This window comes from Limosilactobacillus reuteri subsp. simiae (assembly GCF_020784875.1).
Lineage (GTDB): Bacteria > Bacillota > Bacilli > Lactobacillales > Lactobacillaceae > Limosilactobacillus > Limosilactobacillus reuteri_H.
In genome coordinates, this window is record NZ_JAJGUI010000096.1 from 115,263 (window position 1) to 138,794 (window position 23,532).

Consider the following 23,532-nt stretch of genomic DNA (forward strand, 5'->3'; position numbering starts at 1 on the left):
TGTTAAGTATAGAAGCAACTCTACCATGCATAATTTTTTTATGCTAGTCTATTTTCTTTATTTAAATTTTCCTTAATCTTTTGCCTGCAAACTTTCTTGATATTTTTCCTTAATGAAATCAGCTGATGTTTGTAGCTTTTGCAGTTCTTCCTCTGTCAAGTCAAGTTGTGCTTGCTCTACAACTCCATCACGACCAACAACCGCTGGGTAAGATAAGTAGACTCCATATTCTTCACGGAAATTTGATACCGGTAATTCAGTTAATGAATCAGATAAAATTGCATTGACGAGTTTAACAGCTGCCGTTGCAACCCCATAGTTAGTATATTTTTTCCCTTGAAAGACAGTCCAGCCACCCATCTTAGCTTCCTTATCAAGCTCTTCTAAGTCTAATCCACGCTTATCTGCTAATTCAGTTAAAGGACGGCCAAGAACGCGAACAGTGGACCATGCTGTAAATTGTGAATTACCATGCTCTCCAAGATTATAACCATCTACAGAACGCGGATCTAAATTAAGCCGTTCAGCCACCGCCCGCTTCATTCGTGCAGAATCAAGTAGTGTTCCCGTTCCTAATACATGGTTCTTCGGAAGACCAGTTATTTTTTGGTAGAGCGAGGTAATAACATCAACCGGGTTAGTAATGGCCACGATCTTGCCATTAAAGCCGCTTTCCTTAATCTTTTGAGCAACCTCTTTTACCGCTTGGCGGGTAAATGGAAGTTCCGCAAAACGATCAGCATTAGGATTGTCTTGAAGTTTGATATTTCCTAACGCAGATACAATTACATCCGCATCCTTCAATGCACTGTAATCATTAACAGTAATATTGGTATGGAAAGGTAAATTAGCCATCGCGTCTTCAAAATCAAGTGCATCTGCCTTAACCTTCGCTTCGTTTTTGTCAATCAGAACTAGGTCATCTGCAAAACCCATTGCCACAATATAATGGGCAACTGTAGACCCCACATTACCCATTCCGATAACTCCAACTTTTCGTGTCATTACTAAGACCCCTTTCAATCTCTTTAATTGTTTTTTAATCTTAACATAATTATTTTTTAATTACTATAGATAGGCAAAATAAAAGAGGTTGGGAGAAAATTTTGTTTTCTCTCAGCCTCAATGTTTTTCACAAATAATAGTAAGATAACGTGGAACTAGCTTCGCGTCGTCACAAGGCTCGAGGCTAAGTCCGAACGATAACTAGCCCGTGCCATGCTAATCACTAGCCTAGCTTAGCCCACCGTCTTGTCGAGAAGATTATTTTCTGCTCCCTCTAAATACCTATTTTCTCTACCACGGAAAACAAGTTAAGAATGTTGCAAAACTAAAGAAAATCCCCGGAAAGTTTGCCCAAAACACTGGCCAATCACGGTTTGTCTTGAAATAAGCGTATATACTCCATAATGTACAGTTTATTCCAGCAACAAATGGCTGTAACGGTGCAGCATAATGACCATGTAAATTATTATAAATCTGAGCAATATACGAAATATACATTAAAACAGCAATAACACTAGCTATTCTTCCTAACCAAATAATGAATTTTTTCTCATCCATTTAACGCATCCCCACTAAAATCATTCGGTTGCTGCCTTCAACGCTAACGCAAAATCACCAATTGTTGCTGAACCATTATTCTGAGCTAATGGCATCGTAATGTATTCGTCAACATTGCCAACATTAACGTAATCATTAAGTAACTTCTTAAATTCACGGCGTACTTTCTTTAAAAACTCTTCACTAACTACTCCTCCCCCAAAAACTATCTGTCCGGGACGGAACATTAAGGTAACATCAAGAGCCGCTTGTGCAACATAGTAAGCCATAATATCCCAAACATGATCAGTTAATGGAACATCGCGCCCGCTCTTACCTAATCGTGCTTCAAATGTCGGTCCACTTACAAGGCCTTCAAGACAATCGCCATGATATGGACAAATTCCTTTAAAATCAAGATCATCAGGATGCCGCTTTAACCGAATATGCCCCATTTCTGGGTGGCCTAATTCGCCAACAAATTTACCATCAATTACACAGCCAGCACCAACACCTGTACCTATTGTATAGTAAACCAAGGAATGGATCCGTTTGTTAAATAAGGTTGATAAAACATATTCTCCGTATGCTGATCCGTTTACATCAGTAGTCCAAGCAATCGGAACATCAAAGGCCTTCTTCAAGGTTCCAACAAAGTCGACATCTTGCCACCCTTTCTTCGGGGTATTGGTAATAAAGCCATATTTTGGTGAACTGCGGCGGATTTCAATCGGACCAAATGAAGCCACCCCAATTGCACTTAGATCATCAAATTGCTTAAAGAAATCAATGCAGTTTTGCAACGTCTCTTCAGGAGTAGTGGTTGGAATATGGATCGATTTCTTAATTTGATAATTGATATTTCCAACCGCACATACAAATTTAGTTCCACCCGCTTCAATGCTTCCTAACAGCATATACGTCACCTCATTTTTACTAACCATTTACATCACTATTATATTTTTAACGCTTTCATGGTATCGCTTTCATGTTTTTATGTCAACCGGTTGACATAAATAAATAAAAAAAGAGCAACATTAAGCTGTTACCCCTGTAATTAGTTTCACTGGTAATTGAATAGAATCTTCAATTACCTCTCCCTTAATTTGCTGTTCAAGTAGCTCAACTGCTACCTTAGCCATTAAATTGATTGGTTGCTGAATTGTTGTTAGTTCGGGAAAAAGAACCCTAGTGATATCAGCACCATCAAAGCCAATTATCTTTAAATCTTCCGGAATCTTACGCCCATACTTTTGGGCTACCTGCATAATCAATGCCGCATTAGTATCATTATCAGCAAAAATTCCATCAACTTCTGGATGTTCACTAAATATCTGTTCAAATACTTTCTTTTTCTCTTCAACTGGCCGATCAAAATCAACCGCATAGGTAATCGCTGGTAACCCCTTTTCCTTCATTACATCTTCATATCCCCGGCGCCTTTGACCATTTGTTGATTCTTCATGAGGAGGATAATTAGTATGGATAATATGGCGACAACCAATTTCTACCAAACGCTCCGTTGCTAAGCGTCCTCCTTCATAATTATTTACACCCACCATTGGAATATGAGAACTTACTAACCGTTCAATTGATACAATTGGTAAATTCTTTTCCTTATATTGGACATCTTGATCATTATGGGCTCCGATTATTAACCCATCAATCTGATGGTTGAGCAATAGTTGCATATACTCTTGTTCTTTTTGCGGGTTATTTTGACTATTTCCCATTAAAACTTTATAGCCCGCCTGATATAGTTCTGTATCTAAAGCTGCCTCCAGTTGACCAAAGAAAGGATTGTTGACCGTGGGAAAAACTAGCCCTACTAAATTAGTTTTTTGTTTAAAAAGCTGGCGGGCAATAACATTGGGACGATATTCTAACTCTTTCATCGCGTTCTGAACTTTTTTAATTGTTTCTTCACTTAAATAGCCCCGCTTATTTAACACCCGCGAGACAGTTGTTTTAGATACGCCGGCTTTTTTAGCAACATCCTCAAGTTTTACTGGTTTATTCATTAATTTTCGATCCTTACTATCTTTAATAAATACTATTATAATCTCATGTAAAACGATTGATGACTCAAATAAAGCAAAATTTAAATTAAAAAATGCGTTGACAAAAATGAGAGAATCATTATAATAAAACACATAATAATTAATTGAACGTTAAAACATATCGAAAAGCAGAGTAAGTAGCGAGGCTTATAAGAGAGCTTCTGGGTGGTGTGAAGAAGTAAGCGTAACTACTGAAGATGGGCCTGGAATGGTATCGATGATTGTTAGTCGATAACGGGTTAGCACACGTTATTAGTGCTAGGTAATTCTAATTGTTTTATTAGAGTAACCTACTGAGGCTGGGTCTGTGAAGATTCAGCAAATAAAGGTGGTAACGCGAGCACTCGTCCTTTGAATAAAGGGACGAGTGCTTTTTTATTTACTAGCAATCTAACGCTTCAATTAACCAACGAAAATATTTAATTGATTGAAAGGGAGTTTTTACTATGAAGAGAAAGAAAAGAAGAAATATCATTATTTGGTCAGTAGTTGCACTTATTGTTGTCATTGCCGGATACTTTAGTTTTATTCGTCCGCAACAACAAGCAAAACGAACTGTTACTGTTGGAATTATGGCAGGTTCAAAACAAGATGATGAAATTTGGAATTCAGTAAGTAAAACCGCTAAAGATAAGTACAATGTTACTTTAAAGTTCAAGCGATTCACTGATTACAACCAACCAAACAAGGCTTTGGAAAATGGCGATGTTGACTTAAACGCCTTCCAACACAAGTTATTCTTACAAACTTGGAATAAAGCCCACAAAACTGATCTGGTTTCTTTAGGTGATACATTTATTACTCCAATCCGGCTATACTCCAAGCAATACAAGAGTGTAAAGGAAATTCCTAATGGTGGAACAATCGCAGTACCAAACGATGCTTCAAACGAATCACGGGCATTATTCGCATTAAAGAATGCTGGTTTGATCGACCTCAAGAAGGGCACAAAGCTTGCAACTGTAAGTTCAATTTCCAAGAATCCACGCGATCTTAAGATTAAAGAATTAGCCGCTGATCAAACAGCTCGGTCATTAGATAACGTTGATGCTGCAGTTGTTAATACTAACTATGCACAAGCTGCTGGTCTTAATTACAAGAGTGCGATTTTCGTTGAACCAGTTAACAAGGATTCAAAACAATGGGTCAACATCATTGCTGTTAAAGACAGCGAAAAGAACAATAAGATTTACAAAGATGTTGTACGTGCTTACCAAACTGAAAAAACAAAACGAGAAATTAAGAAACTATACGGAACTGCAGAAATTCCTGCTTGGGACCTCAACTTCAATAAATAAAGGAGGATTAATATGGCGAACCCGATCATTGACTTAGATAACATTAGCGTAACTTTTAAGCAACGAAAACAGGTTGTTCACGCCGTTAAGGATGTTACTTTAAAAGTAGAAAAAGGCGATATTTATGGGATTGTTGGTTATTCTGGAGCTGGTAAATCAACATTAGTTCGAACCATTAACCTCCTCCAACTTCCCTCTGCTGGATCAGTAACAGTTAATGGTACTGTCTTTTTCAAAGACCATCAACAGCAAATTAGCAATAAAGAATTACAAGAAAAGCGGCGAAAAATTGGGATGATTTTTCAACACTTCAATTTACTAAATGAAACTTCAGTAATTGAAAATGTTCTTTTCGCTCTTAAACATACTGATTTAGATGATGACGCAAAAGAGAAGAAGGCACTTGAACTTTTAGACTTAGTTGGCTTAAAGGATAAAGCTGAATTCTACCCTGTTCAATTATCCGGTGGTGAACAACAACGAGTTTCCATTGCCCGGGCATTAGCTAACGATCCTGAAATTCTAATCTCTGACGAAGCTACTTCTGCCCTCGATCCCCAAAATACAAACCAGATTTTGGATCTTCTTAAACGGCTCAATGATAAATTGGATTTAACGATTGTCCTTATTACCCATGAAATGGACGCTGTTAAACGGGTAGCGAATAAGATTGCTGTCATGGAATATGGACAAATCATTGAGCGTGGTACCTTACAGAAAGTGTTCCTCCAACCACAACAAGACTTAACCCGGCAATTTGTGGGAGGATCCTTAGCCGCAGTCGATACCCTTAAAGCATTTGATCTTGGTCACCTTGATGATGATGAAGAGTTGCTGCAATTGGTCTACGATGCAAATAACGTGACTAAATCAATCATTATCGAGTTATATAAGAAGCTGCAAGTTGAAGCAAGTATGCTTTATGGAAACATTGAAGTCTTGGCTGGTTCACCAGTCGGTACCCTGTTTGTAGTTATCAAGGGCGATGCTGATAAGCGTCAACAAGCTATTGACTTCTTAAAAGAAAATGATGTTACTGTCACAAAGATTGATGATCGGAGGATTTGGAATGAATAATCTTATACCAAATGTAATTCAACTTGGCTGGGGTGGTGACAATGGTTGGGGTACTTCAATCGTCCAAACTATCTACATGACTTTCTGGCCTGCTATTTTCGGTGGAATTTTAGGATTAATCTTCGGAGTTGCGCTGGTGGTTACTGAGCCCGGTGGAATTTTAGAAAATCGAATTGTTTTTAGTATCGTTGATAAAGTCGTATCTGTTTTCCGAGCAATTCCATTTATCATTTTGTTGGCTTTCATTGCTCCCTTCACACAATTGATTGTTGGAACACAGATTGGAACAACCGCCGCATTAGTGCCACTTTCATTAGGTGTATTTGCTTTCTATGCCCGTCAAGTTCAAGTTGCGCTTGAAAGTGTTGACCACGGTAAAATTGAAGCTGCTCAAGCTATCGGTGCTACTAACTGGGATATTATTATTGACGTTTACCTTCGTGAAGCACGTTCTGAACTTGTCCGTGTCTCCACCGTTACATTAATTAGTTTAGTTAGCCTTACTGCAATGGCTGGTGCAATTGGTGCTGGTGGTTTGGGTAATACCGCTATTTCATACGGTTACGATCGCTTTAATAACGACGTAACCCTCGTTGCTACTATCCTTGTTCTTTTATTTGTTTTAATCATTCAAGTAGTTGGCGATATTTTAGCCAAGAAGCTTAACCACCAAGATCGCTAACATATAGGAGGGATCACTATGGAAGTCAGTGAAAAAGTCAAAGTACTGCAGGATTTAATAAAAATCCATTCTGTTAATGGAAATGAAGTTGAAGTAGCACACTACTTACAAAAACTTTTAGCAAATCACGGAATCGATTCAAAAGTTGATGAATTTGGTGATCGCCGTGCAAACTTGATTGCGGAAATTGGGACTGGGGAAAGTAAAAAAATTCTTGGGCTCACTGGACACCAAGACACCGTGGCAGTACCTAATCCAGACCGCTGGCAACATGATCCCTTTGGCGGTGAAATTAGTGGTGATTATATTTTTGGCCGTGGAGCTGCTGACATGAAAAGCGGTCTGGCTGCTCAAGCCATCGTCTTAATCGAATTAAAAGAAGCTGGGCAACTACCATCAGGAACTGTTAGATTTATTGCTACCGCCGGAGAAGAACTTGGTACTCCTGGAGCTTATCGTTTACAAAAGCAAGGAGTTGCTGATGACCTTGACGCATTAGTAGTCGGCGAACCAACTGGTGGGAACGTTATTTTTGCTCACTCGGGGAGTATGAATTACCGCGTTACCAGTTATGGAAAATCTTGCCATAGTTCTCACCCGCAAAATGGTATTAATGCAATTGAAGGGCTGTTAAAGTTTATCGAAGAAGAAAAACACCTTTTTGATAACACCAAAGATGATCAATACCTCGGAAAAGTCCAACATAGTATTACAGTTATCGATGGTGGATCTCAAGTTAATACCATCCCCGACAGTGCTAGTTTACAAGGAAATATCCGCCCTACGGCAGCATTTAATAATGTTAAAGTCGCAGATCGATTAAATGATGCGCTTGAATATATTAACCACACAACTCCTTTCCAACTAGAGCTAAAAATTATTCAAGATTTTTATCCAATTGCGACAGAACCTAATAACGATTTTGTCCAAATTGCCCTCAATGCTGCTCAGCGTAATTATCCAAATGATATCAAACTCGATATTATCAATGGTGCAACAGATGCGAGTGTGTTTACATTAAATCGGCCAGATCTTCCGGTTGTAATTTTAGGTTGTGATGATTGGAATGCGGCTCATCAAAATGATGAATATACAACAATTTCCAGTTACGTCGCTACAATTAAAGCTTATAAGCAAATTATTCGTGATTTCTTCAAAGAATAAGCAAGATGTTTAAATGAATACCCTAATTAGTAAAATAAGAGATGCTTTTTAATCAATTATAGCTAACTAATGTTATAATGTAGTCAATGAAAGCGATGTCAATTTTATTAAGAAAGGGTGTTTACCATGATGTCATTATTGAGTAACGTAATCGCTGTTGTAAGTTTTTCCGCAATTTTATTAGCTTCAATTATAAGTTTATTTGTGGGTGGTAAACACCAACATAGATTTTATTAAAAAGCTCATAGAAAATAAGAGTGAACAATACTTATCTCTCGCAGACTGTTATTGTTCACTCTCTTTTTATGCTAATATAGGGAAAACACCGTATTGGAGGCAGTATTTGTGAAAAATGAAAATACCTTATATCACAAACGGGCACGGGACATTTTAGGAAAACCATTCACCTCCATTGTTTCGCGTTACCTTGGCGTTAGCATTGCTATTGGGATAGTAACTGGTCTTGTAATCGGGGTCTTTCGCTGGATTATCGATCATACGCTGACTTTACTTACTATTATCTATCCTTTTATGGGAAAACATCCCTTAGTTTTGATTCCTTATGTATTAGGTACATTTATCGTTGCATGGTTAATTGGAAAAATTGTAAACCCCTATGAAGAAGATGTTGTTCGTTCCGGGGTTACACAATTAAAAGCTGTTTTGCTAGGAAGACACCGGATCCATTGGTGGCCCGTATTATGGCGAAAGTTTGTCGCTAGTTTGCTTACTATCTGTCCTGGACTTTTCTTAGGACGTGAAGGACCAAGTATCCAAATTGGTGCTTGTATTGGAGCTTGCTTTAACGAAAACTTTTTTCACCTCACAGATAGAGATAAATATTTATTAATGGAATGTGGAGTTGCTGCTGGGTTATCTGCTGCTTTCAGCGCTCCTTTAGCAGGAACAATGTTTTTACTAGAAGAAATGACGCATAATTTCAATTCCCGAATTTGGATTCCCGCTTTAACTTCTTCCATTGTTTCTGCATTTATTACTTTTTTGTTTTTTGGCATTAAGCCCTGCTTATATATTCCAATCACAACCAAATTGCCTGTTGCATCTTATCCATGGTTAATCATTGCGGGGGTTGTTATTGGTTTCTTAGCATACTGTTTTCAATTTGCTGCCCTCAACCTCACCTGGTGGTACAGCAAAATCACCTTTATCCCTAAAGAATTCCATAGCATTATTCCACTATTATTAGTTATTCCTGTTGGGTTATGGAATCCTTATATTCTTGGTGGTAGTCACGATTTTATTAAATATGTCACCAATATGTCACTTTCAACGAATTGGAAAGCAATGGTCGCAATTTTATTAATTTATTTTATCCTTCGTTTTGGTGGCACAATGATTGCGTATGGTGCTACAGTTCCAGGTGGTATTTTCATGCCATTATTCGTTTTAGGAACCGTTATTGGCGCATTGACTGGAACCATTCTTATCCATATGGGAATAATCCCAGCTAGTTGTTATGTCAACGTCATTATAATTTCAATGGCCGCATATTTTGGCGGGGCAGAAGGATTACCATTTACAGCAATTTTATTAGTAACTGAAATGGTAGGTTCAGTTGAACAAATTTTGCCAATGACATTAATTACTTTAGTCGCCTATTATGTTAATCGTTTATTAGGTGGTCGCCCTTCACTTTATGACGCAATGTTAGAAGAAAAATAAATAATTTAAAACCAAAATCGGGAGCGAGACAGAAGTCACTTGTGACTTCGTTTTTCGACGCGAAGCTAGCCTCTGGGAGCCCCCGCAAGCAACAATAGGCCTCTAACGTTCGGTTTTTGCCGGACGTTAGAGGCCTATTGTTGTACTGCGTATTTGCTTTTTATGAAAATGATTTAACTTATGTCACAGTCCCTTTTTAGTTATTTATCAAACAAACTTAGATATTCTCCATAGCCTTTTTCTTGCAATTTATCAACTGGGATAAACTGCAACGCGGCTGAATTAATGCAGTAGCGCAATCCTCCGCGATCAGTTGGACCATCAGTAAAGACATGCCCGAGATGCGAATCAGCTTCCTTACTTCTTACCTCGGTTCGCTCCATTCCAAATGATTGATCACGTTTTTCGGTAAGGACACGCTTCTTAATCGGTTTAGTAAATGCTGGCCACCCACATCCTGCATCATACTTATCTAATGATGAGAATAATGGTTCCCCACTAACAACATCGACATAAATACCTGGTTCATCAAATCGATCATATTTACCACTATATGGTTTTTCCGTAACTCCCATTTGAGTCACGGCATATTGCATTGGCGTTAATTTCTTTAATTCATTTTTATCCATTTAGCATCCTCCTCGTTTTCGTTACCTATTTTGATTATACGAATTCTCAGAGAATACTACTAATTTCTTGCTCAGTTATTTAATACCCCTTTCCACCGATGCAACAACATCCACGAAATCAATTGAACAATTCCGGCACAAACTAACGTCAAAGCCATTGTTAAAATTGTTCCCCATAAAATCGGCACGACCTGTTGGCCCTGCAGTCCTTCAAACAATAATTGACCCAGACCACCGGCATTAATCGTTGCCGCAATAGTTGCCATTGCCATTGTCGAAGCTAGGGCCACTTGGATTCCACTAAAAATTGCCGGTAATGCTAGCGGCAATTGAATTTGGCGAAAAACCTGTCGAGATGTCATCCCCATCCCCACACCAACTTCGCTTAATTGTGGATCAACGCCACGGATTCCCGTAATAAAGGAACGTAATAAAACATATTCAGAGTAGATCGTTAAAACAATAATTGCCGTCTTCATTCCTAATCCAGAAATCGGTAAGAGTAAGGCAAAAAATGCAAAACTTGGAATTGAATATAAGAGTGAAAAGAAATAGATCAAACTGTTAAGCCACTTTTCACGTCGCAAAAACACTAAGATTATTATAACTGCAATCACTAAGGCAATTGCTAATGAAGAAAGAACCATCGTCGCATGTTGCTGCACATCATCAAGCATTATCGGCCAATTTTCATTCCAATACTCACTCATATTGTTGCCTCCACAAATCTTGATTTTGGCGAATCGTTCCTAAAAGCTGCTCAACAAATTCCGTTGCTGGATGGCGCACAATTTCTTCTGGCGTAGCAAATTGGACAATACGTCCTTCATGCATGATCATTACTCGCTGTCCCAAAAATAAAGCTTCGTTAATATCATGGGTTACAAACATAAAAGTCTTTTCTGCCAATGACTCATGAATCTTTTTTATCTCTCGTTGCAATTCCATTCTTGTTAAGGCATCCAGCGCGCCAAAGGGTTCGTCAAATAACACATATGGCGGATTAGTTGCTAAGGCCCTTGCCACTCCTACGCGTTGTTGTTGCCCACCAGATAATTGTTGAGGATAGCGGTTCGTATATTCAGCGGGATTTAGTTGAACAAGATTTAATAATTCTTTAACACGATTATTAATCTCTTTCTTATCCCAATGCAGCATTTTGGGCACAACTGCAATATTTTGTCCAATCGTCATATGTGGAAATAATCCGATCTGTTGGACAACGTACCCCATGTGCCGACGCAATTTTACAAGATCAAGGTCCCGAAGTTTTTGTCCATCAATTAAGATTTCACCAGCGCTTGGCGTTATCAGTCCATTGATCATTTTCAAGGTAGTAGTTTTCCCTGAGCCAGATGAACCAAGAATTGTTATAAATTCACCCTTGTTGACTGTGAAATTGAGATCAGGAATCACCGTTTGATCATTAAAACGCTTTTCAACATGTTTAAATTGAATAATTGGTTCTGTCATGCTTTTGTACCTTTCTAATTAAAAAATCAAAGCTAATCATTGCCAGCAAGGATAAAATAGCAACGCTTACTGCGCCAATCACCACATAACTCATATCGTATAAGCCTAAGCCAGTAAATATTAGGGTTCCCAATCCACCAGCACCAATATAAGTGGCTAAGGTTGCACTAGCAATGATTTCAACCAATGCTAGTTTTATTCCGTTTAAAATATAAGGTAATGCAAGAGGTATCTCTATTTGCCGGCGCAACTGACGCTGATCCATCCCTAGAGCTATCCCAACTTCCTTATATAGTGGACTCACTTCATTAAAGCCAAGAATTGTATTGATTAGCAACGGCGGAAGCGCTAAAACAATTAAAGCAATTAACGCAGGGACAACCCCCGTTCCAATAAATGGAATTAATAAAAACAGTAACGCCAAACTAGGAATGATTCGTAACAATTGCGCAAACATCACACAAAATTGAGCAACTGGTTTTATTCGCGAACCAATATATCCTAATGGCAATGCAATGATCATTGAAATCACGAGCGTTACAACGGTAAGAACTATATGCTGACCAACATATTGCCAATATTGGCCGCTATTTGTTTGAAAATACTGAATTATTTGCCCTAGCAAGCTACCACTCCCCATCTATTGCCTATAACGAAGGAGCAAATATCTAGCAAGAAAAACTAGCTATCTGCCCCTTTGGCACTTATTTCATATTTTGATTATACCAATTTTTAGCAACAGTCTTATAATTTTGCCCGTCGACATTAACTTTCTTATTTAGATCTGTTAATTGCTTAGTTGTTAACTTCGCATCAACTTTATTTAAGGCTTGCTCCATTTTTGGATGACTTTTGGCAGCTTTTTTATTTACTACTGGAACTAAATTATATGGTGGCCATATATTCTTATTGTCCTTTAGTAAAGTAAACTTGCCAGTTGCTAACTGACCATCAGTTGTTGAAACTGGAGCTGCTTGTGCTTTTCCTTGTTCCATAATCTTGTAGAGTAAATTTACGTCATAGTCCTTAATTGACTTAAAATCAAATTTACCATAAACCTTATTCATTTCTGGAAGGGCATCAGCACGTTTTTCGAACTCACCCTGTGAAGCAAAGTTAATCTTCTTTGCATTCTTTTGTAGTTCACTTAAATTGGTAATGTGGTACTTCTTCGCGTCCTTAGTTGGCATTGCAACACCTTGACGATTATCACCTGGTGCGTATTTAAATGTTGTTAAGCCGTCTTTTTGAATACCATCGTGTGCTAATTTAGCCATTTGACTAGCACTCTTGCCAGTTCCCTTCTTTTTAAGGTATGCCTCTACAATTGTTCCCGTATAATCAGGATAAACATCAACTTCGCCTTTTTGTGTTGCACTAAAAATCACATTATTTGAAATATTAGGTTTCCGAGTAACCTTATAACCCTCATGTTCAAGTGCAAGCGCGTAAATTTCACTGACAGTCTTACTTTCTGAAACATTTTTCGACCCTACAATAATTGGTTTATTGCTAGCAGCACTTGCTACTGCCGGCATAATAGTCCCTGCTAGTAAGCCACCAATGCTTAATAATGAAAGAGCAACGATTTTCTTAAATCTCATTTATTTTCTCCTAACTTGTAACTAAAAAAGTTTCAATCAATGAACTAATACTATATCTAAGAAAAATAATTGTCAAGGCAATGATAAATTCAATCCCTTGACATCATGTAACTTCATAAATTACAATCATAATTAAAGGAATGATAATATGAAAATTTCAACCCGTTTTAGTGATAGCATCCACATTCTTGCTTTCATCAATATTTATCAAGGAATTATTCCATTAACAAGTAATAATATCGCTAGCAGCATTGAAACTTCACCAGTTGTCGTCCGACGTTTGATGAGCGCGCTCAACAAAGCTGGATTAATCAATACCGTTCATGGTGCAGCAGATCCAGCACTTGCAAAATCTCCTGAAGACATCTCACTTTATGATGTTTTTCTTGCGATTGAAGGAGATGCTCATCTATTTACGATTGATGAACGAACAAATCCACAATGCATCGTTGGCGGGAATATTCAAGAGACGCTTGATGGCTTTTACCAGCAAGCAGAAACAGCAGCAAAAGCTAAACTCGCAAGAATCAGTTTACAGGATGTAATCGACACTATTCGCGTTAAGCAAGCACTAAAAGATGCTGAAAAAGAGAGAAGGAATTAATAATGAAGTATATGGTTACTGGGGCAACTGGGCACCTTGGTCAACACGTTGTTAAGCAATTAAGCAAGCTTACATCTCCAGATAATATCCGCGTTGGCGTTCACAATCCTGCAAAAGCTTCCCAATTCAAAGATGCCGGATACGAAATTGCGGCAATTGACTACTATGACGTTGCTAAGATGACAGCGGCCTTTAACGGAATTGATGTTGTTATCTATATTCCAAGTATTACCTACTTAGTTAAGGATCGAATTGATGAATTCGAGAACTCACTAACTGCAATGTTTAAGGCAGATGTTCATAATTTAGTCGATGTTAGTTTTATTGCAGATCAATATAACAATCCATTCCAAATGGCTGGTTACTACGCATACCTACCAGCACGACTTGCCAGCTCTGGCCTTGAATATGCTGTTGTTAAGAATTCATTGTATGCTGACCCACTCGTTCCTTATCTGCCAGAATTAATCGAACGACACAACATCATTTACCCGGTTGGTGACCAGGCAATGAGTTTTATTTCCCGCCAAGATAGCGCTGAAGCCATCGCCAATGTAGCAGTCAAGCCGTACTTGCGAGATAAGGGACAAAATTATCTCCTTACCATGAACAAAAATTATACAATGCCAGAACTTAGTTATATTATGACCAATGTTACGGGTGAAAAAATCGGTTATGATCCCGTTACTGTAAAAAAATTTGCTGAAATTTACGCTACTGAGGGTGATGGAAACGAACTCGCTTCTATGTACCAAGCAGCTGCAATGGGCTTGATGAACCAAATTACTGACGACTTTGCGCATATCACTGGACATCAACCAACAGATATGAAAGAATTCCTTATAAAAAACTACTAAGCGCTTAAATGAACTACACACCGACTAAAGTCGGCGGTTTCTGGGAACGCGAAGTAGTATTTAGGCTGTTACATTGGTATTCCAAATACCTAACTTACAGAACTTCGTTCTTTTACCACGGCTAGTCCCTAGCCAACGGCTTTCAAACCTTTATGCAGAATATTAACTGCCGCATTAATATCCCGATCGTGATGGACCCCACACTTTGGACACGTCCACTCACGAATTGCAAGCGGTTTGGACCCACTATAGTAGTCACAATGACTACAGATTTGACTGGTATAGTTGGGCTTAACAGTAATGAGCTGTTTACCGTACCAGTCACACTTGTATTCCAGCATGGTACGGAATTGATGCCAACTAGCGTTGGCAATGGCCGCGGCAAGATGATGATTCTTTTGAAGATTCTTGACTTTCAAATCTTCAATGACAATCACATCGTATTGCGTGACCAATGCCATCGTCAGCTTATGCAGGTAATCACGCCGCTGATCAGCGACTCGTCGTTGATAGCGAGCTTTCTGAATTCGGGCCCTTTGCCAGTTCTGGTAGTCATTCAGTTCCTCTTTGACGTCCTGATGGTTATGGTTCCATTGACGGACACTCACCGTGGCTTGATGACAGCGGCGACTATACTTGGACTGCCAATGTTGTGCCTGTTGAGTTAACCAGGCAGCGTCAAACTTAGCATACTTATGGCCGTCACTAGTAATGGCTAAATTAGTTACGCCGACGTCAATGCCGACCTGTTGACTAGTCTTCGGTAGTGGCTGCACTGTGGTCTCAACCTGCAGTGACAGGTAATAACGACCCGACGGATCGTAACTAACCGTATAGCGTTTGATCTTACAATGGGTTAACTGGCGAGTTTTGCTAGTTTTAATATAGCCAATTTTGGGTAATTTCAAATAGCGGTTCGCCACTATTTGAATTTTGCTTTTACCAGTATAGGACTGCCTAGCAGACCGTCTGGATTTAAAGCGTGGGTAACCACCCAGATGCTTAAATAACCTTTGAAAGGCCTGATATAAGTTATGATTAACAACTTGGAGACTGGTAGAATCACTACGTTTTAGAAATGGATATTCCTGCTTCAAAGGTTTCAACAATGCATCCATGCCATATTGATCAATAAACTGGCTACTAGGATTGTTTTGATAACGTTGTTTTGCCATATCAAGCATCTGGTTCCAAACAAAGCGGTCATTGCCAAACATTTGCCATAGTTGAGCTTGTTGTTGCTTGTTGGGATACAAGCGAAGCTTGATCCCTTTCAAAACTGTGGTCATGTTTTCACCTCCTTTATACTTTAATTTTACTAAATTTGCAGGGGCAAAAACGAGATTTTATAGACTTTTTAGTAAGAAAAAGCAGTCTCATGGCTGCTTTGGAATGCATTCATTCCATGACTAAAGTCACAGGCTTTCTGCCTATAATTTTCAGTAAAATTTGAAAGGATGTCTTTCCTATGTTTACTCTTCCCCTTGGTATTGGACAAATTCATGCAATGCACGAGTTATTTAAAACAAACCCGCGTCTTGCTGCCCTTGTCCTTCTTTTGATTATGGGAATTGCTATTTACTATAAATTTCATCGTTAATATAGTCACAATAAAAGAGGACGGAAAATCAGAATTTTTCCATCCTCTTTTATCAATATGCAGAAAATAATTCTCTTAAAAAACTATTACCAACTGGCAACTTATCTCCTAAATCATAATTATCAAGAATTGTTGCCCCAATATCGCTAAAACTTCTGCCACCGAGAGAAATATTTTGTTTAATCTGCGGGGCTGTTATAAGTAAGGGCACATATTCACGAGTATGTTTTTCACCAGGATAAGTAGGATCATTCCCGAAGTTCCCCGTCACAATCAGCAAATCATCATCTTGTAGTTTATCGATAATTTTTGTAAGTTCGTGGTCAATTCGCATCAATTCCGTTCCAAAGCCTTCAGGATTACGCGCTTTACCAAATTGCTCTATCTCCCCCACCTCTGCTATACAAACACCCGTAAATTTTTTATCGATTAGCTCTTGCAGCTGAACAAAGCTCTCTTTATTATTCCCGGTTATTTCATTATGGTCCAAACCAAAGAACTGGGTACTTTTCCCGATTAACTTCACAGCATAACCCTCTTCCAAGAGACAATCAATAACCGTTGGACTTGCTGGAGCTAAAGGAAATTTATAAAGTTCTTGGGGATAAAAATTAGCCGCCTGGTTCCCGCTAAAAAGAAGACCATTCACATTTTCGATAGTATATGGGGAATTATCCAACATTTTTCGCAAAATCTGACAATCTTCTTTTAATTCGCCAACCGAAATAGTCTGTTCATGCGCAATTAACCAAACACTCGAAGAACTAGCCGTCGCTACTAGCAGACCACCTGTTGTCAATTGTTCAAGGCCATAATCTTTCAACGCAGTACGGATATTCATTAAGGAATTGCTTAAAAGAGGGCGCTTTGCTTTTCGCGCAAAATTAATCGCTATTTCCAACGGCACACCATCAATAAAAACGTCAGGTTCAGCGGTCGTTGCCAAGCCCATCATCTCCCACTGGCTTTCACGATCACTCAGCCCTATTGAGATTGGACTCATTTGTCCATAAGCAGCAGACGGATTTTCAAGCGAAGGCATTCCCATAATTGGGTGCAAGTTTCCTAGACCCAGTTTCTGAAAAGTCGGTAATTGCAACCGCATCCGAAAGTGTTCCCCAAGATGCCCTAGCGTATCAGCCCCTAGACTCTCAAAACGATTTGCGTCAGCCGTTGCTCCAATTCCTAATGAATCAATTATCAATACAAAAATTCGTTGATAAGATTGTCCATTTTGCATTATTTTTCACCAGTTCTCCTTAATATTTCTAACTTTTTTATTATATCACTGCACAAAAACTCTATAATTAAAGTGTAGAAAGTATTAGAACTAAGCGGGGGTATTATGAAAAAACTATCTAATAAGCAAAAATTAATTATCATCTTAGTAATCGCAGCAATCGCAGTTGTACTCCAATTTGGATTCCATTTACACCTTTTCGCACAAATCCTGGTTACTATCGTTGGGGCAATTGTTGCTTTTTCAATGTTTATCGGCATGATAAAAACTATCCGTAGTGGTAAATATGGCGTTGATCTGCTTGCTATTATGGCTGTCGTCGCAACGCTAGCCGTTAGCGAATATTGGGCAGCGATGGTTATTCTTGTAATGTTAACCGGAGGAGATGCCTTAGAAGATTATGCTGCCAAAAAAGCAAGCACCGAATTAAAAGCATTACTTAATAATTCACCACAAACGGCGCATTTAATCACCAATGGCAAAACCAGCGACATCCCAGTTAACAATGTCAAAGTTGGCGACCAGCTTATCGTTAAACCAGGAGAATTAGTACCAGTCGATGGAATTATTAAAAATGGCGAGGGATTGTTCGACGAATCGTCATTAACTGGTGAATCACGGCCAGTTTCCAAAACAGCTGGTGATGAAGTGATGTCTGGATCTGTTAATGGTGATAATGCGATTACTTTACAGGTCACCAAGCTAGCCAAAGATAGTCAATATCAGCAACTCGTTAAATTGGTTAAGGAGGCTGAATCAACTCCTGCCCACTTTGTTCGATTAGCCGACCGATATGCTGTTCCATTTACGATTATTGCCATTATTATCTCTTCACTCGCATGGGTGCTTTCTGGCCGTCCCGAACGATTTGCGGAAGTTCTCGTTGTTGCTTCACCATGTCCATTAATCCTCGCAGCTCCAGTGGCAATGGTTTCTGGAATGAGCCGAGCTTCACGAAATGGAATTGTTGTCAAAACAGGGAGTGTACTGGAAAAACTAGCAGTTGCTAAAACTGGTGCATTTGATAAAACAGGAACTATTACAAGTGGTCAATTGACTGTTGATAAAATCCTCCCTACAGGAAAAATTGACTCAACACAACTCCTCCATTACGCCGCAAGCGCTGAACAACAATCATCACATATCCTAGCACGCTCACTGCTTTCTTACGCCACTGCGTATAATATTTCCTTATCACCTGTCGATCAACTTACAGAAATAACCGGTAAAGGAATTTTAGCAACTGTTGATGGACGGGAAGTTAAAGTAGGAAAATTAAAATTCGTATCATCAGAAAATCTTAACCAGATGTTAGCATCAACGGCTATTTATGTGAGCGTCGATGGGCAATACTATGGTGCAATTACTTTTACCGATCATATTCGTCCTGAAGCAAAGCAAACAATGAACCGGTTAAAAAAGCTTGGGGTTACCAATCTATTAATGTTAACGGGAGACCAAGCTGTTATTGCAGATAAAGTTGCCCAACAAGTAGGGATCACGCAGGTTAAAGCCGACCTTCTTCCACAAGATAAAATCAATGCACTTAAAGCCATTCCAACAAATGAACATCCTGTTTTCATGGTTGGTGACGGCGTAAACGACGCACCTTCTCTTGTGACAGCTGATGTTGGAATTGCGATGGGAGCTCACGGATCAACTGCTGCTAGTGAATCAGCTGCCGTCGTTATCCTAAAAGATGACCTTTCGCGAGTGGCAAAAGCCGTTAGCATTTCCCAGGAAACTCTGCGGATTGCAAAACAGGCGGTCCTAATCGGAATTGCAATCTGTACTATCCTAATGCTTATTGCTAGCACCGGAATTATTCCAGCCTTTTTCGGCGCCATGTTACAGGAAATAATTGATACTGTCTCTATCCTCTGGGCACTAAAAGCACGGAAAATGACAGACTAAATAGAATAGCGAGGCTGAGAGGAATTCATTTCTTTCAGTCTCGCTATTTTTATTTATTATTAGCATATAGTTTTTGGACTGCTTGCACATCATCTGGTTGGATCGTATAGAATGATCCAGCAGGCTGCATTACCGAAACGGCATTGGTATGATCGAGTCCAATTGCATGCCCCAGTTCGTGCTCGGCTGTATTAACAATTCGTTCCTGACTATAGCCATAACTTGGGTCAGTTAAATAATATGTATTTAAGTACACCGTTGCATGCATAAATCTCCTTGTCAACGAATTCGAGGACGTCTTCGTTAACCCAGCAGCATTTGAATCAGAACGGTTCATTGTTGTAACAACGATATCTGCTTTACTTTGATTATTTACTGGTTTGAACGTAAACGCCCCAGTCTGATTCCAGTTTTGAATTGCAGTATTAGTAGCTGCGTCAAGTTGAGCATTATTTGTATTTACATAGACCGTTGCTTGATTAGTCGCCCATCGTCCAGTAGATGGAATTGAAGTTTGTGTACTTGTTTGTTGTTCTGTCGTTGGTCCTTGTTCGTTTTTGGAAGAACCATTATTCGCATCGTTTAAGTGCAGATTAGAATTATCGTTTGAATTTGTATCGTCCCTGCCAATTAACTTAGCAATACGATCACGAACGTTCCATGCAGTTTGGTTCGCCGTTGCTTGAACCCGTGCATCGTTGAAATAAAGCCATCCTCCACCTACTAAAAGTCCTATTATAAATATCCGCTTAAGCAGTCGAAAAATGAAATTTATCTCGTTCACCTTCTTTCAATTGTTACTAATTATAAAAAGTCAATCGGGATAAATCATGAACTAAATTTTAAATTTTGGTAACGATCAGTGGCAATTTAATTCACGTTCTAAATCACGAGCATAAAATTTCAAAATTTGCTCAATCGCTATCACATCATTTTGGGCTTGGTGATATTTAACCCGGGGAAGGTGCAACAAGCGACACATCTTTTCTAGGCTGATCCCATTTTTACTTTTCCATACTTCTTTAGCGACTAATTTTTCCAAATCTAATGACTGAATCGTACGCCAGGGACGATCCTCTTTTCTAATCTTTAATCGATTTGCTTCATAATTTAATGATTCAAAGTCAGTTCCATTATCCCAACTCACAATATAGTCAGGTCGCTCTATCGCAATGAAATGAAAAATCCGGTTAAAAATCTGTCTAACCTCATATTCATTTACTTCCGAAAGGCGGAGGTCATATTGTCGTAAAAAAGCTAATTGTCGCTCAGCAGACATATTCTGGGCATAGAGGTGATAATTAAAGCTGTTTTGTGTTTCAAACATCTTCCCCGCAATCTGAGCAACGCCATTTCGATGCTTCTGCTGATCCTGAAAAAACTCAAGATCCAAAATAAGGAATCGTGCTTTACTATTTAATCGTTGACGTAATTGATCAAAGTTTTTAATGGCCGGTGCTTTCTGTTCCTCTTTGTCCTTCTCAGCGGGCAGGGACTGTAAAATCATCTCTGTCACCGGCGCAAAAGAACTAAAACGAACTACCGACATCCCATTTTTTAGCATCTCTACTCGCCCCTCTAAAACATATGTTCGATTTATTATATCATAGAGTTGGGAGTAAGCGTATAAAAAATAGGAGTGGGGGAAATTTTAGTTTCTCCCACTCCTATTTGTTCTTAGTGTAGACATGTGATAAAGGTGATTAAGCCAAAAATAATACCAGGAAAATTTGCCCAGAAGACTGGCCAATCACGTTGCTGCTTGAAGTAAGCATAAATACACCACAACGTACAGTTAAGCGCTGCCACTAATGGTTGTAAAGGAGCACCGTAATTTCCTGCTAAATTATTCTTAATCTGTGAAATGTAAGACACATACATCAAAATAGCTACAACTGTTGCAACCTTACTTAAGATGTCGATAAACTTGGTCTCTTGAATGACTGGCTTCTTTTCATTTGCTTTTTTGGGGTGTTCTACTAAATGTGCAGCTTTCATTATAATCTCTCCTCAATCAAAACTTTTTGTAGATTAGTAAAACGTTTTATTTCAATAGCACACTATTTATGATCAATAATGTACAATATTTATCTAATACGTTCTTCTTTAATATACAAGTTCTGACTGCAGTTGGGACTAATATATTTACGATATTATCCTAACACTTTGTTCAGTAAAATGCAAACTCCACAATTGTCTTATTTAAGCGTTTTAAGTGACAATTCGTTTATTCTTAGTATAATTTGAAGGTACATAAAATAATTAAAATTGGAGGTTTCTTCCATGAAAACAGTCAAAAATATTATCATTGGTTTTGGGAAGGGCGGAAAAACGCTTGCGAAGTTTCTCGCTCAACATGGAGAACAAGTTCTTGTTATTGAAAAATCGAAGCAAATGTATGGAGGAACCTGCATTAATATTGCTTGTCTCCCTTCCAAACGGCTAATTATTGAAGCTGCTCATGGAACCTCATTTGAAGACGCGGTCGATGGAAAAAATGTAATGACATCCCAACTCCGCCAAAAAAATTATCAAATGCTAGCAAGCGAAGAAAATATCACTGTCTTAGATGGAACCGCTCATTTTACTGGTAACCATACGATTGATGTGCAAACGCCAGATGGGCAAACTCTTTCCTACAAGGGTGACCGTATTTTTATCAATACTGGTGCAACACCAACCATCCCTGATATTCCTGGATTGAAGAATAGTCCATTTCTCATGAATTCTACCCAAGCAATGGAGCAGCCTAAGTTACCACGTGAACTCGTGATTATCGGTGGCGGTTATATTGGTCTTGAATTTGCAAATATGTTCACTTCCTTTGGTTCACACGTCACGGTTCTTGATCACCATCAGACTTTACTACCACGTGAAGATGATGATGTGGCTGAAATGGTAATTCAAAACTTTAAGGATAACGGGGTTCGCTTTGAAGTTGGGGTTGATATTAAAGCAATTAGCGAACAAGATGAGCAAGCTGCAATTACTTTTGCTAAAGCGGATAATCGTGAAACAACTATTTTTGCTGATAAAATTTTAGTGGCAACCGGCCGGAAACCTGCAACGGCGGACCTTGATTTACAAAACACAGATATTAAGGTCGCTAAAAACGGCGCGATTGTTGTCGATGACCTCCTCCATACTAGCGTTCCTAATGTATGGGCAATTGGGGATGTTAAAGGTGGTCCCCAATTTACTTACATCTCACTTGACGACTTCCGAATTATTAAAGATGAATTATTCGGTAATAAGGAACGGCGAGTTAGTGATCGTTTAATTGTCCCAACCAATGTCTTTATTGAACCTTCCCTTGCACAAGTCGGTTTAACGGAAAAAGAGGCGCAAAAACAAGGGAAAGATTACCTGCTCTTTAAGATGCCTGCTGCTGCAATTCCAAAAGCAAAAGTATTGAAAGATACCCGTGGGCTGCTCAAGGTATTAGTCGATCCACAAACAAACTTAATTATTGGGGCTACCCTTTATGTCCAGGAAGCACAAGAGATTATTAACATGATTGTTCTTGCAATGCGGGCAAAACTCCCCTATCAAATGCTTCGGGATCAAATCTATACCCACCCAACAATCAGTGAAGCATTCAATGATTTATTTAAACAACCAGTAAATAAAAAAGAATGATGAGAAATGGAAGTGGAAAATAATCTCCTCGACAAGGCTCGAGGCTAGTTCCACGATATCGTAACAATATTCGTATAAAAAACGAGGCTGTTGAAAAAACAAAAGTTTTTTCTCAGCCTCATTTTTTTATAGCTTATTATCAAGACGATCAATTAGTTTAGAAATATGATTGTTAAGTTGATCAATCGTGTCTTTTTGTTCATCGATATGTTCTTGTTGTCGTTCAATGGTATCGCGTAATTCATCTTTCTTGCTTTGCTTGTTCTTCTTTTGACTCTTCTTTAGAGATTTTACTAGTGCTCCCATCGTGTTGACATCAAATTCATTTAATAAGCCAGCCAATTCATCTAATTTAACATCCCGAACTGAACGCTTATCGCTAGTTTTTACCTTTCCTTTTGCCATAATATTCATCTTCTTTCTACGCCTTTAATTATAGAAGATTTAGCAAAAAATGAAAGCGATA

At 38.7% G+C, this 23,532-nt stretch carries 25 protein-coding genes and 1 other annotated feature; of the genes, 10 read left to right on the forward strand and 15 right to left on the reverse strand.

Annotated features, from left to right (window positions below):
* Positions 1–72 precede the first annotated feature (72 nt).
* The 4 genes from LMC10_RS03970 to LMC10_RS03985 form a co-directional block, all read right to left on the reverse strand.
* Positions 73–1,005 carry an L-lactate dehydrogenase gene (locus LMC10_RS03970; protein ID WP_065533596.1) on the reverse strand — a complete coding sequence of 311 codons (933 nt, stop codon included), beginning with the start codon at positions 1,003–1,005 and terminating at the stop codon, positions 73–75.
* A 291-nt stretch (positions 1,006–1,296) separates the two neighbouring features.
* The gene (locus LMC10_RS03975; RefSeq protein WP_086142625.1) at positions 1,297–1,563 is read right to left on the reverse strand and encodes a hypothetical protein; all 267 of its coding nucleotides are present in this window, start codon (positions 1,561–1,563) and stop codon (positions 1,297–1,299) included.
* A gap of 20 nt (positions 1,564–1,583) precedes the next feature.
* A complete protein-coding gene (scrK, locus tag LMC10_RS03980; RefSeq protein ID WP_229268990.1) occupies positions 1,584–2,459 on the reverse strand; it encodes a fructokinase ScrK in 876 nt (291 codons plus the stop codon).
* A gap of 120 nt (positions 2,460–2,579) precedes the next feature.
* Positions 2,580–3,563, reverse strand: coding sequence for a LacI family DNA-binding transcriptional regulator (locus LMC10_RS03985; RefSeq protein ID WP_229268991.1), 984 nt, complete (start codon positions 3,561–3,563; stop codon positions 2,580–2,582).
* Positions 3,564–3,714: 151 nt separating this feature from the next.
* Positions 3,715–3,957, forward strand: a binding site (T-box leader).
* A gap of 91 nt (positions 3,958–4,048) precedes the next feature.
* Between LMC10_RS03985 and LMC10_RS03990 the strand changes: the two genes are divergently transcribed.
* The 5 genes from LMC10_RS03990 to LMC10_RS04010 all read left to right on the forward strand — a co-directional run bounded on the left by LMC10_RS03990 (position 4,049) and on the right by LMC10_RS04010 (position 9,506).
* Positions 4,049–4,900 (forward strand): MetQ/NlpA family ABC transporter substrate-binding protein, encoded by an 852-nt coding sequence (locus tag LMC10_RS03990; RefSeq protein WP_003671339.1) that lies wholly within the window; start codon positions 4,049–4,051, stop codon positions 4,898–4,900.
* A 12-nt stretch (positions 4,901–4,912) separates the two neighbouring features.
* On the forward strand, positions 4,913–5,977 hold the full coding sequence (locus LMC10_RS03995; RefSeq protein WP_229268992.1) for a methionine ABC transporter ATP-binding protein: 1,065 nt from the start codon (positions 4,913–4,915) through the stop codon (positions 5,975–5,977).
* Complete coding sequence (locus LMC10_RS04000; RefSeq protein WP_003667163.1) at positions 5,952–6,659, forward strand: methionine ABC transporter permease; 708 nt, start codon at positions 5,952–5,954, stop codon at positions 6,657–6,659. The genes LMC10_RS03995 and LMC10_RS04000 overlap by 26 nt, the downstream gene beginning before the upstream one ends.
* Positions 6,660–6,677: 18 nt before the next feature.
* On the forward strand, positions 6,678–7,823 hold the full coding sequence (locus LMC10_RS04005; RefSeq protein ID WP_229268993.1) for an ArgE/DapE family deacylase: 1,146 nt from the start codon (positions 6,678–6,680) through the stop codon (positions 7,821–7,823).
* Between the two features lie 345 nt (positions 7,824–8,168).
* Positions 8,169–9,506, forward strand: a complete 1,338-nt coding sequence (locus LMC10_RS04010; protein WP_229268994.1) for a ClC family H(+)/Cl(-) exchange transporter — start codon at positions 8,169–8,171, stop codon at positions 9,504–9,506.
* 200 nt (positions 9,507–9,706) lie between these two features.
* Here the strand turns inward: LMC10_RS04010 and msrB are convergent, their stop codons facing one another.
* From msrB to LMC10_RS04035, 5 genes are all read right to left on the reverse strand, one after another.
* The gene (gene msrB, locus LMC10_RS04015) at positions 9,707–10,135 is read right to left on the reverse strand and encodes a peptide-methionine (R)-S-oxide reductase MsrB (protein WP_003665495.1); all 429 of its coding nucleotides are present in this window, start codon (positions 10,133–10,135) and stop codon (positions 9,707–9,709) included.
* A 71-nt stretch (positions 10,136–10,206) separates the two neighbouring features.
* Positions 10,207–10,845 (reverse strand): ABC transporter permease, encoded by a 639-nt coding sequence (locus LMC10_RS04020; protein WP_229268995.1) that lies wholly within the window; start codon positions 10,843–10,845, stop codon positions 10,207–10,209.
* Positions 10,838–11,608 (reverse strand): ABC transporter ATP-binding protein, encoded by a 771-nt coding sequence (locus LMC10_RS04025; RefSeq protein ID WP_229268996.1) that lies wholly within the window; start codon positions 11,606–11,608, stop codon positions 10,838–10,840. Before LMC10_RS04025 ends, LMC10_RS04020 begins: the two co-directional genes overlap by 8 nt.
* Positions 11,583–12,248 (reverse strand): ABC transporter permease, encoded by a 666-nt coding sequence (locus LMC10_RS04030; RefSeq protein WP_003674531.1) that lies wholly within the window; start codon positions 12,246–12,248, stop codon positions 11,583–11,585. The genes LMC10_RS04025 and LMC10_RS04030 overlap by 26 nt, the downstream gene beginning before the upstream one ends.
* 64 nt (positions 12,249–12,312) lie before the next feature.
* Positions 12,313–13,212 (reverse strand): glycine betaine ABC transporter substrate-binding protein, encoded by a 900-nt coding sequence (locus LMC10_RS04035; protein WP_229268997.1) that lies wholly within the window; start codon positions 13,210–13,212, stop codon positions 12,313–12,315.
* Positions 13,213–13,360: 148 nt separating this feature from the next.
* On the opposite strand from LMC10_RS04035, the gene LMC10_RS04040 reads away from it, so the two are divergent.
* Together LMC10_RS04040 and LMC10_RS04045 are read left to right on the forward strand one after the other, a co-directional pair.
* Positions 13,361–13,816 (forward strand): Rrf2 family transcriptional regulator, encoded by a 456-nt coding sequence (locus LMC10_RS04040; RefSeq protein WP_229268998.1) that lies wholly within the window; start codon positions 13,361–13,363, stop codon positions 13,814–13,816.
* A 2-nt stretch (positions 13,817–13,818) separates the two neighbouring features.
* Positions 13,819–14,673, forward strand: coding sequence for an NmrA family NAD(P)-binding protein (locus LMC10_RS04045; RefSeq protein WP_229268999.1), 855 nt, complete (start codon positions 13,819–13,821; stop codon positions 14,671–14,673).
* A gap of 128 nt (positions 14,674–14,801) precedes the next feature.
* Here the strand turns inward: LMC10_RS04045 and LMC10_RS04050 are convergent, their stop codons facing one another.
* A complete protein-coding gene (locus tag LMC10_RS04050) occupies positions 14,802–15,962 on the reverse strand; it encodes an RNA-guided endonuclease TnpB family protein (RefSeq protein ID WP_163622572.1) in 1,161 nt (386 codons plus the stop codon).
* Between the two features lie 179 nt (positions 15,963–16,141).
* On the opposite strand from LMC10_RS04050, the gene LMC10_RS10485 reads away from it, so the two are divergent.
* Complete coding sequence (locus tag LMC10_RS10485; protein WP_003667147.1) at positions 16,142–16,273, forward strand: hypothetical protein; 132 nt, start codon at positions 16,142–16,144, stop codon at positions 16,271–16,273.
* 52 nt (positions 16,274–16,325) lie between these two features.
* On the opposite strand, the gene LMC10_RS04055 is transcribed toward LMC10_RS10485, so the two are convergent.
* Positions 16,326–17,513 carry a phosphopentomutase gene (locus LMC10_RS04055; protein WP_229269000.1) on the reverse strand — a complete coding sequence of 396 codons (1,188 nt, stop codon included), beginning with the start codon at positions 17,511–17,513 and terminating at the stop codon, positions 16,326–16,328.
* Between the two features lie 105 nt (positions 17,514–17,618).
* Between LMC10_RS04055 and LMC10_RS04060 the strand changes: the two genes are divergently transcribed.
* Complete coding sequence (locus LMC10_RS04060; RefSeq protein ID WP_229269001.1) at positions 17,619–19,427, forward strand: heavy metal translocating P-type ATPase; 1,809 nt, start codon at positions 17,619–17,621, stop codon at positions 19,425–19,427.
* 49 nt (positions 19,428–19,476) lie between these two features.
* Here the strand turns inward: LMC10_RS04060 and LMC10_RS04065 are convergent, their stop codons facing one another.
* From LMC10_RS04065 to LMC10_RS04075, 3 genes are all read right to left on the reverse strand, one after another.
* Positions 19,477–20,211 carry a M57 family metalloprotease gene (locus LMC10_RS04065; protein WP_003667142.1) on the reverse strand — a complete coding sequence of 245 codons (735 nt, stop codon included), beginning with the start codon at positions 20,209–20,211 and terminating at the stop codon, positions 19,477–19,479.
* A 75-nt stretch (positions 20,212–20,286) separates the two neighbouring features.
* Complete coding sequence (locus tag LMC10_RS04070) at positions 20,287–20,991, reverse strand: hypothetical protein (RefSeq protein WP_229269002.1); 705 nt, start codon at positions 20,989–20,991, stop codon at positions 20,287–20,289.
* Positions 20,992–21,104: 113 nt separating this feature from the next.
* Complete coding sequence (locus LMC10_RS04075) at positions 21,105–21,425, reverse strand: hypothetical protein (protein ID WP_229269003.1); 321 nt, start codon at positions 21,423–21,425, stop codon at positions 21,105–21,107.
* A 285-nt stretch (positions 21,426–21,710) separates the two neighbouring features.
* Between LMC10_RS04075 and LMC10_RS04080 the strand changes: the two genes are divergently transcribed.
* Positions 21,711–23,066, forward strand: coding sequence for an FAD-dependent oxidoreductase (locus LMC10_RS04080; RefSeq protein ID WP_229269004.1), 1,356 nt, complete (start codon positions 21,711–21,713; stop codon positions 23,064–23,066).
* 126 nt (positions 23,067–23,192) lie between these two features.
* Here the strand turns inward: LMC10_RS04080 and LMC10_RS04085 are convergent, their stop codons facing one another.
* Entirely contained in the window at positions 23,193–23,471 is a 279-nt protein-coding gene (locus tag LMC10_RS04085) for a hypothetical protein (protein ID WP_019252848.1), read from the reverse strand.
* Between the last annotated feature and the right edge of the window lie 61 nt (positions 23,472–23,532).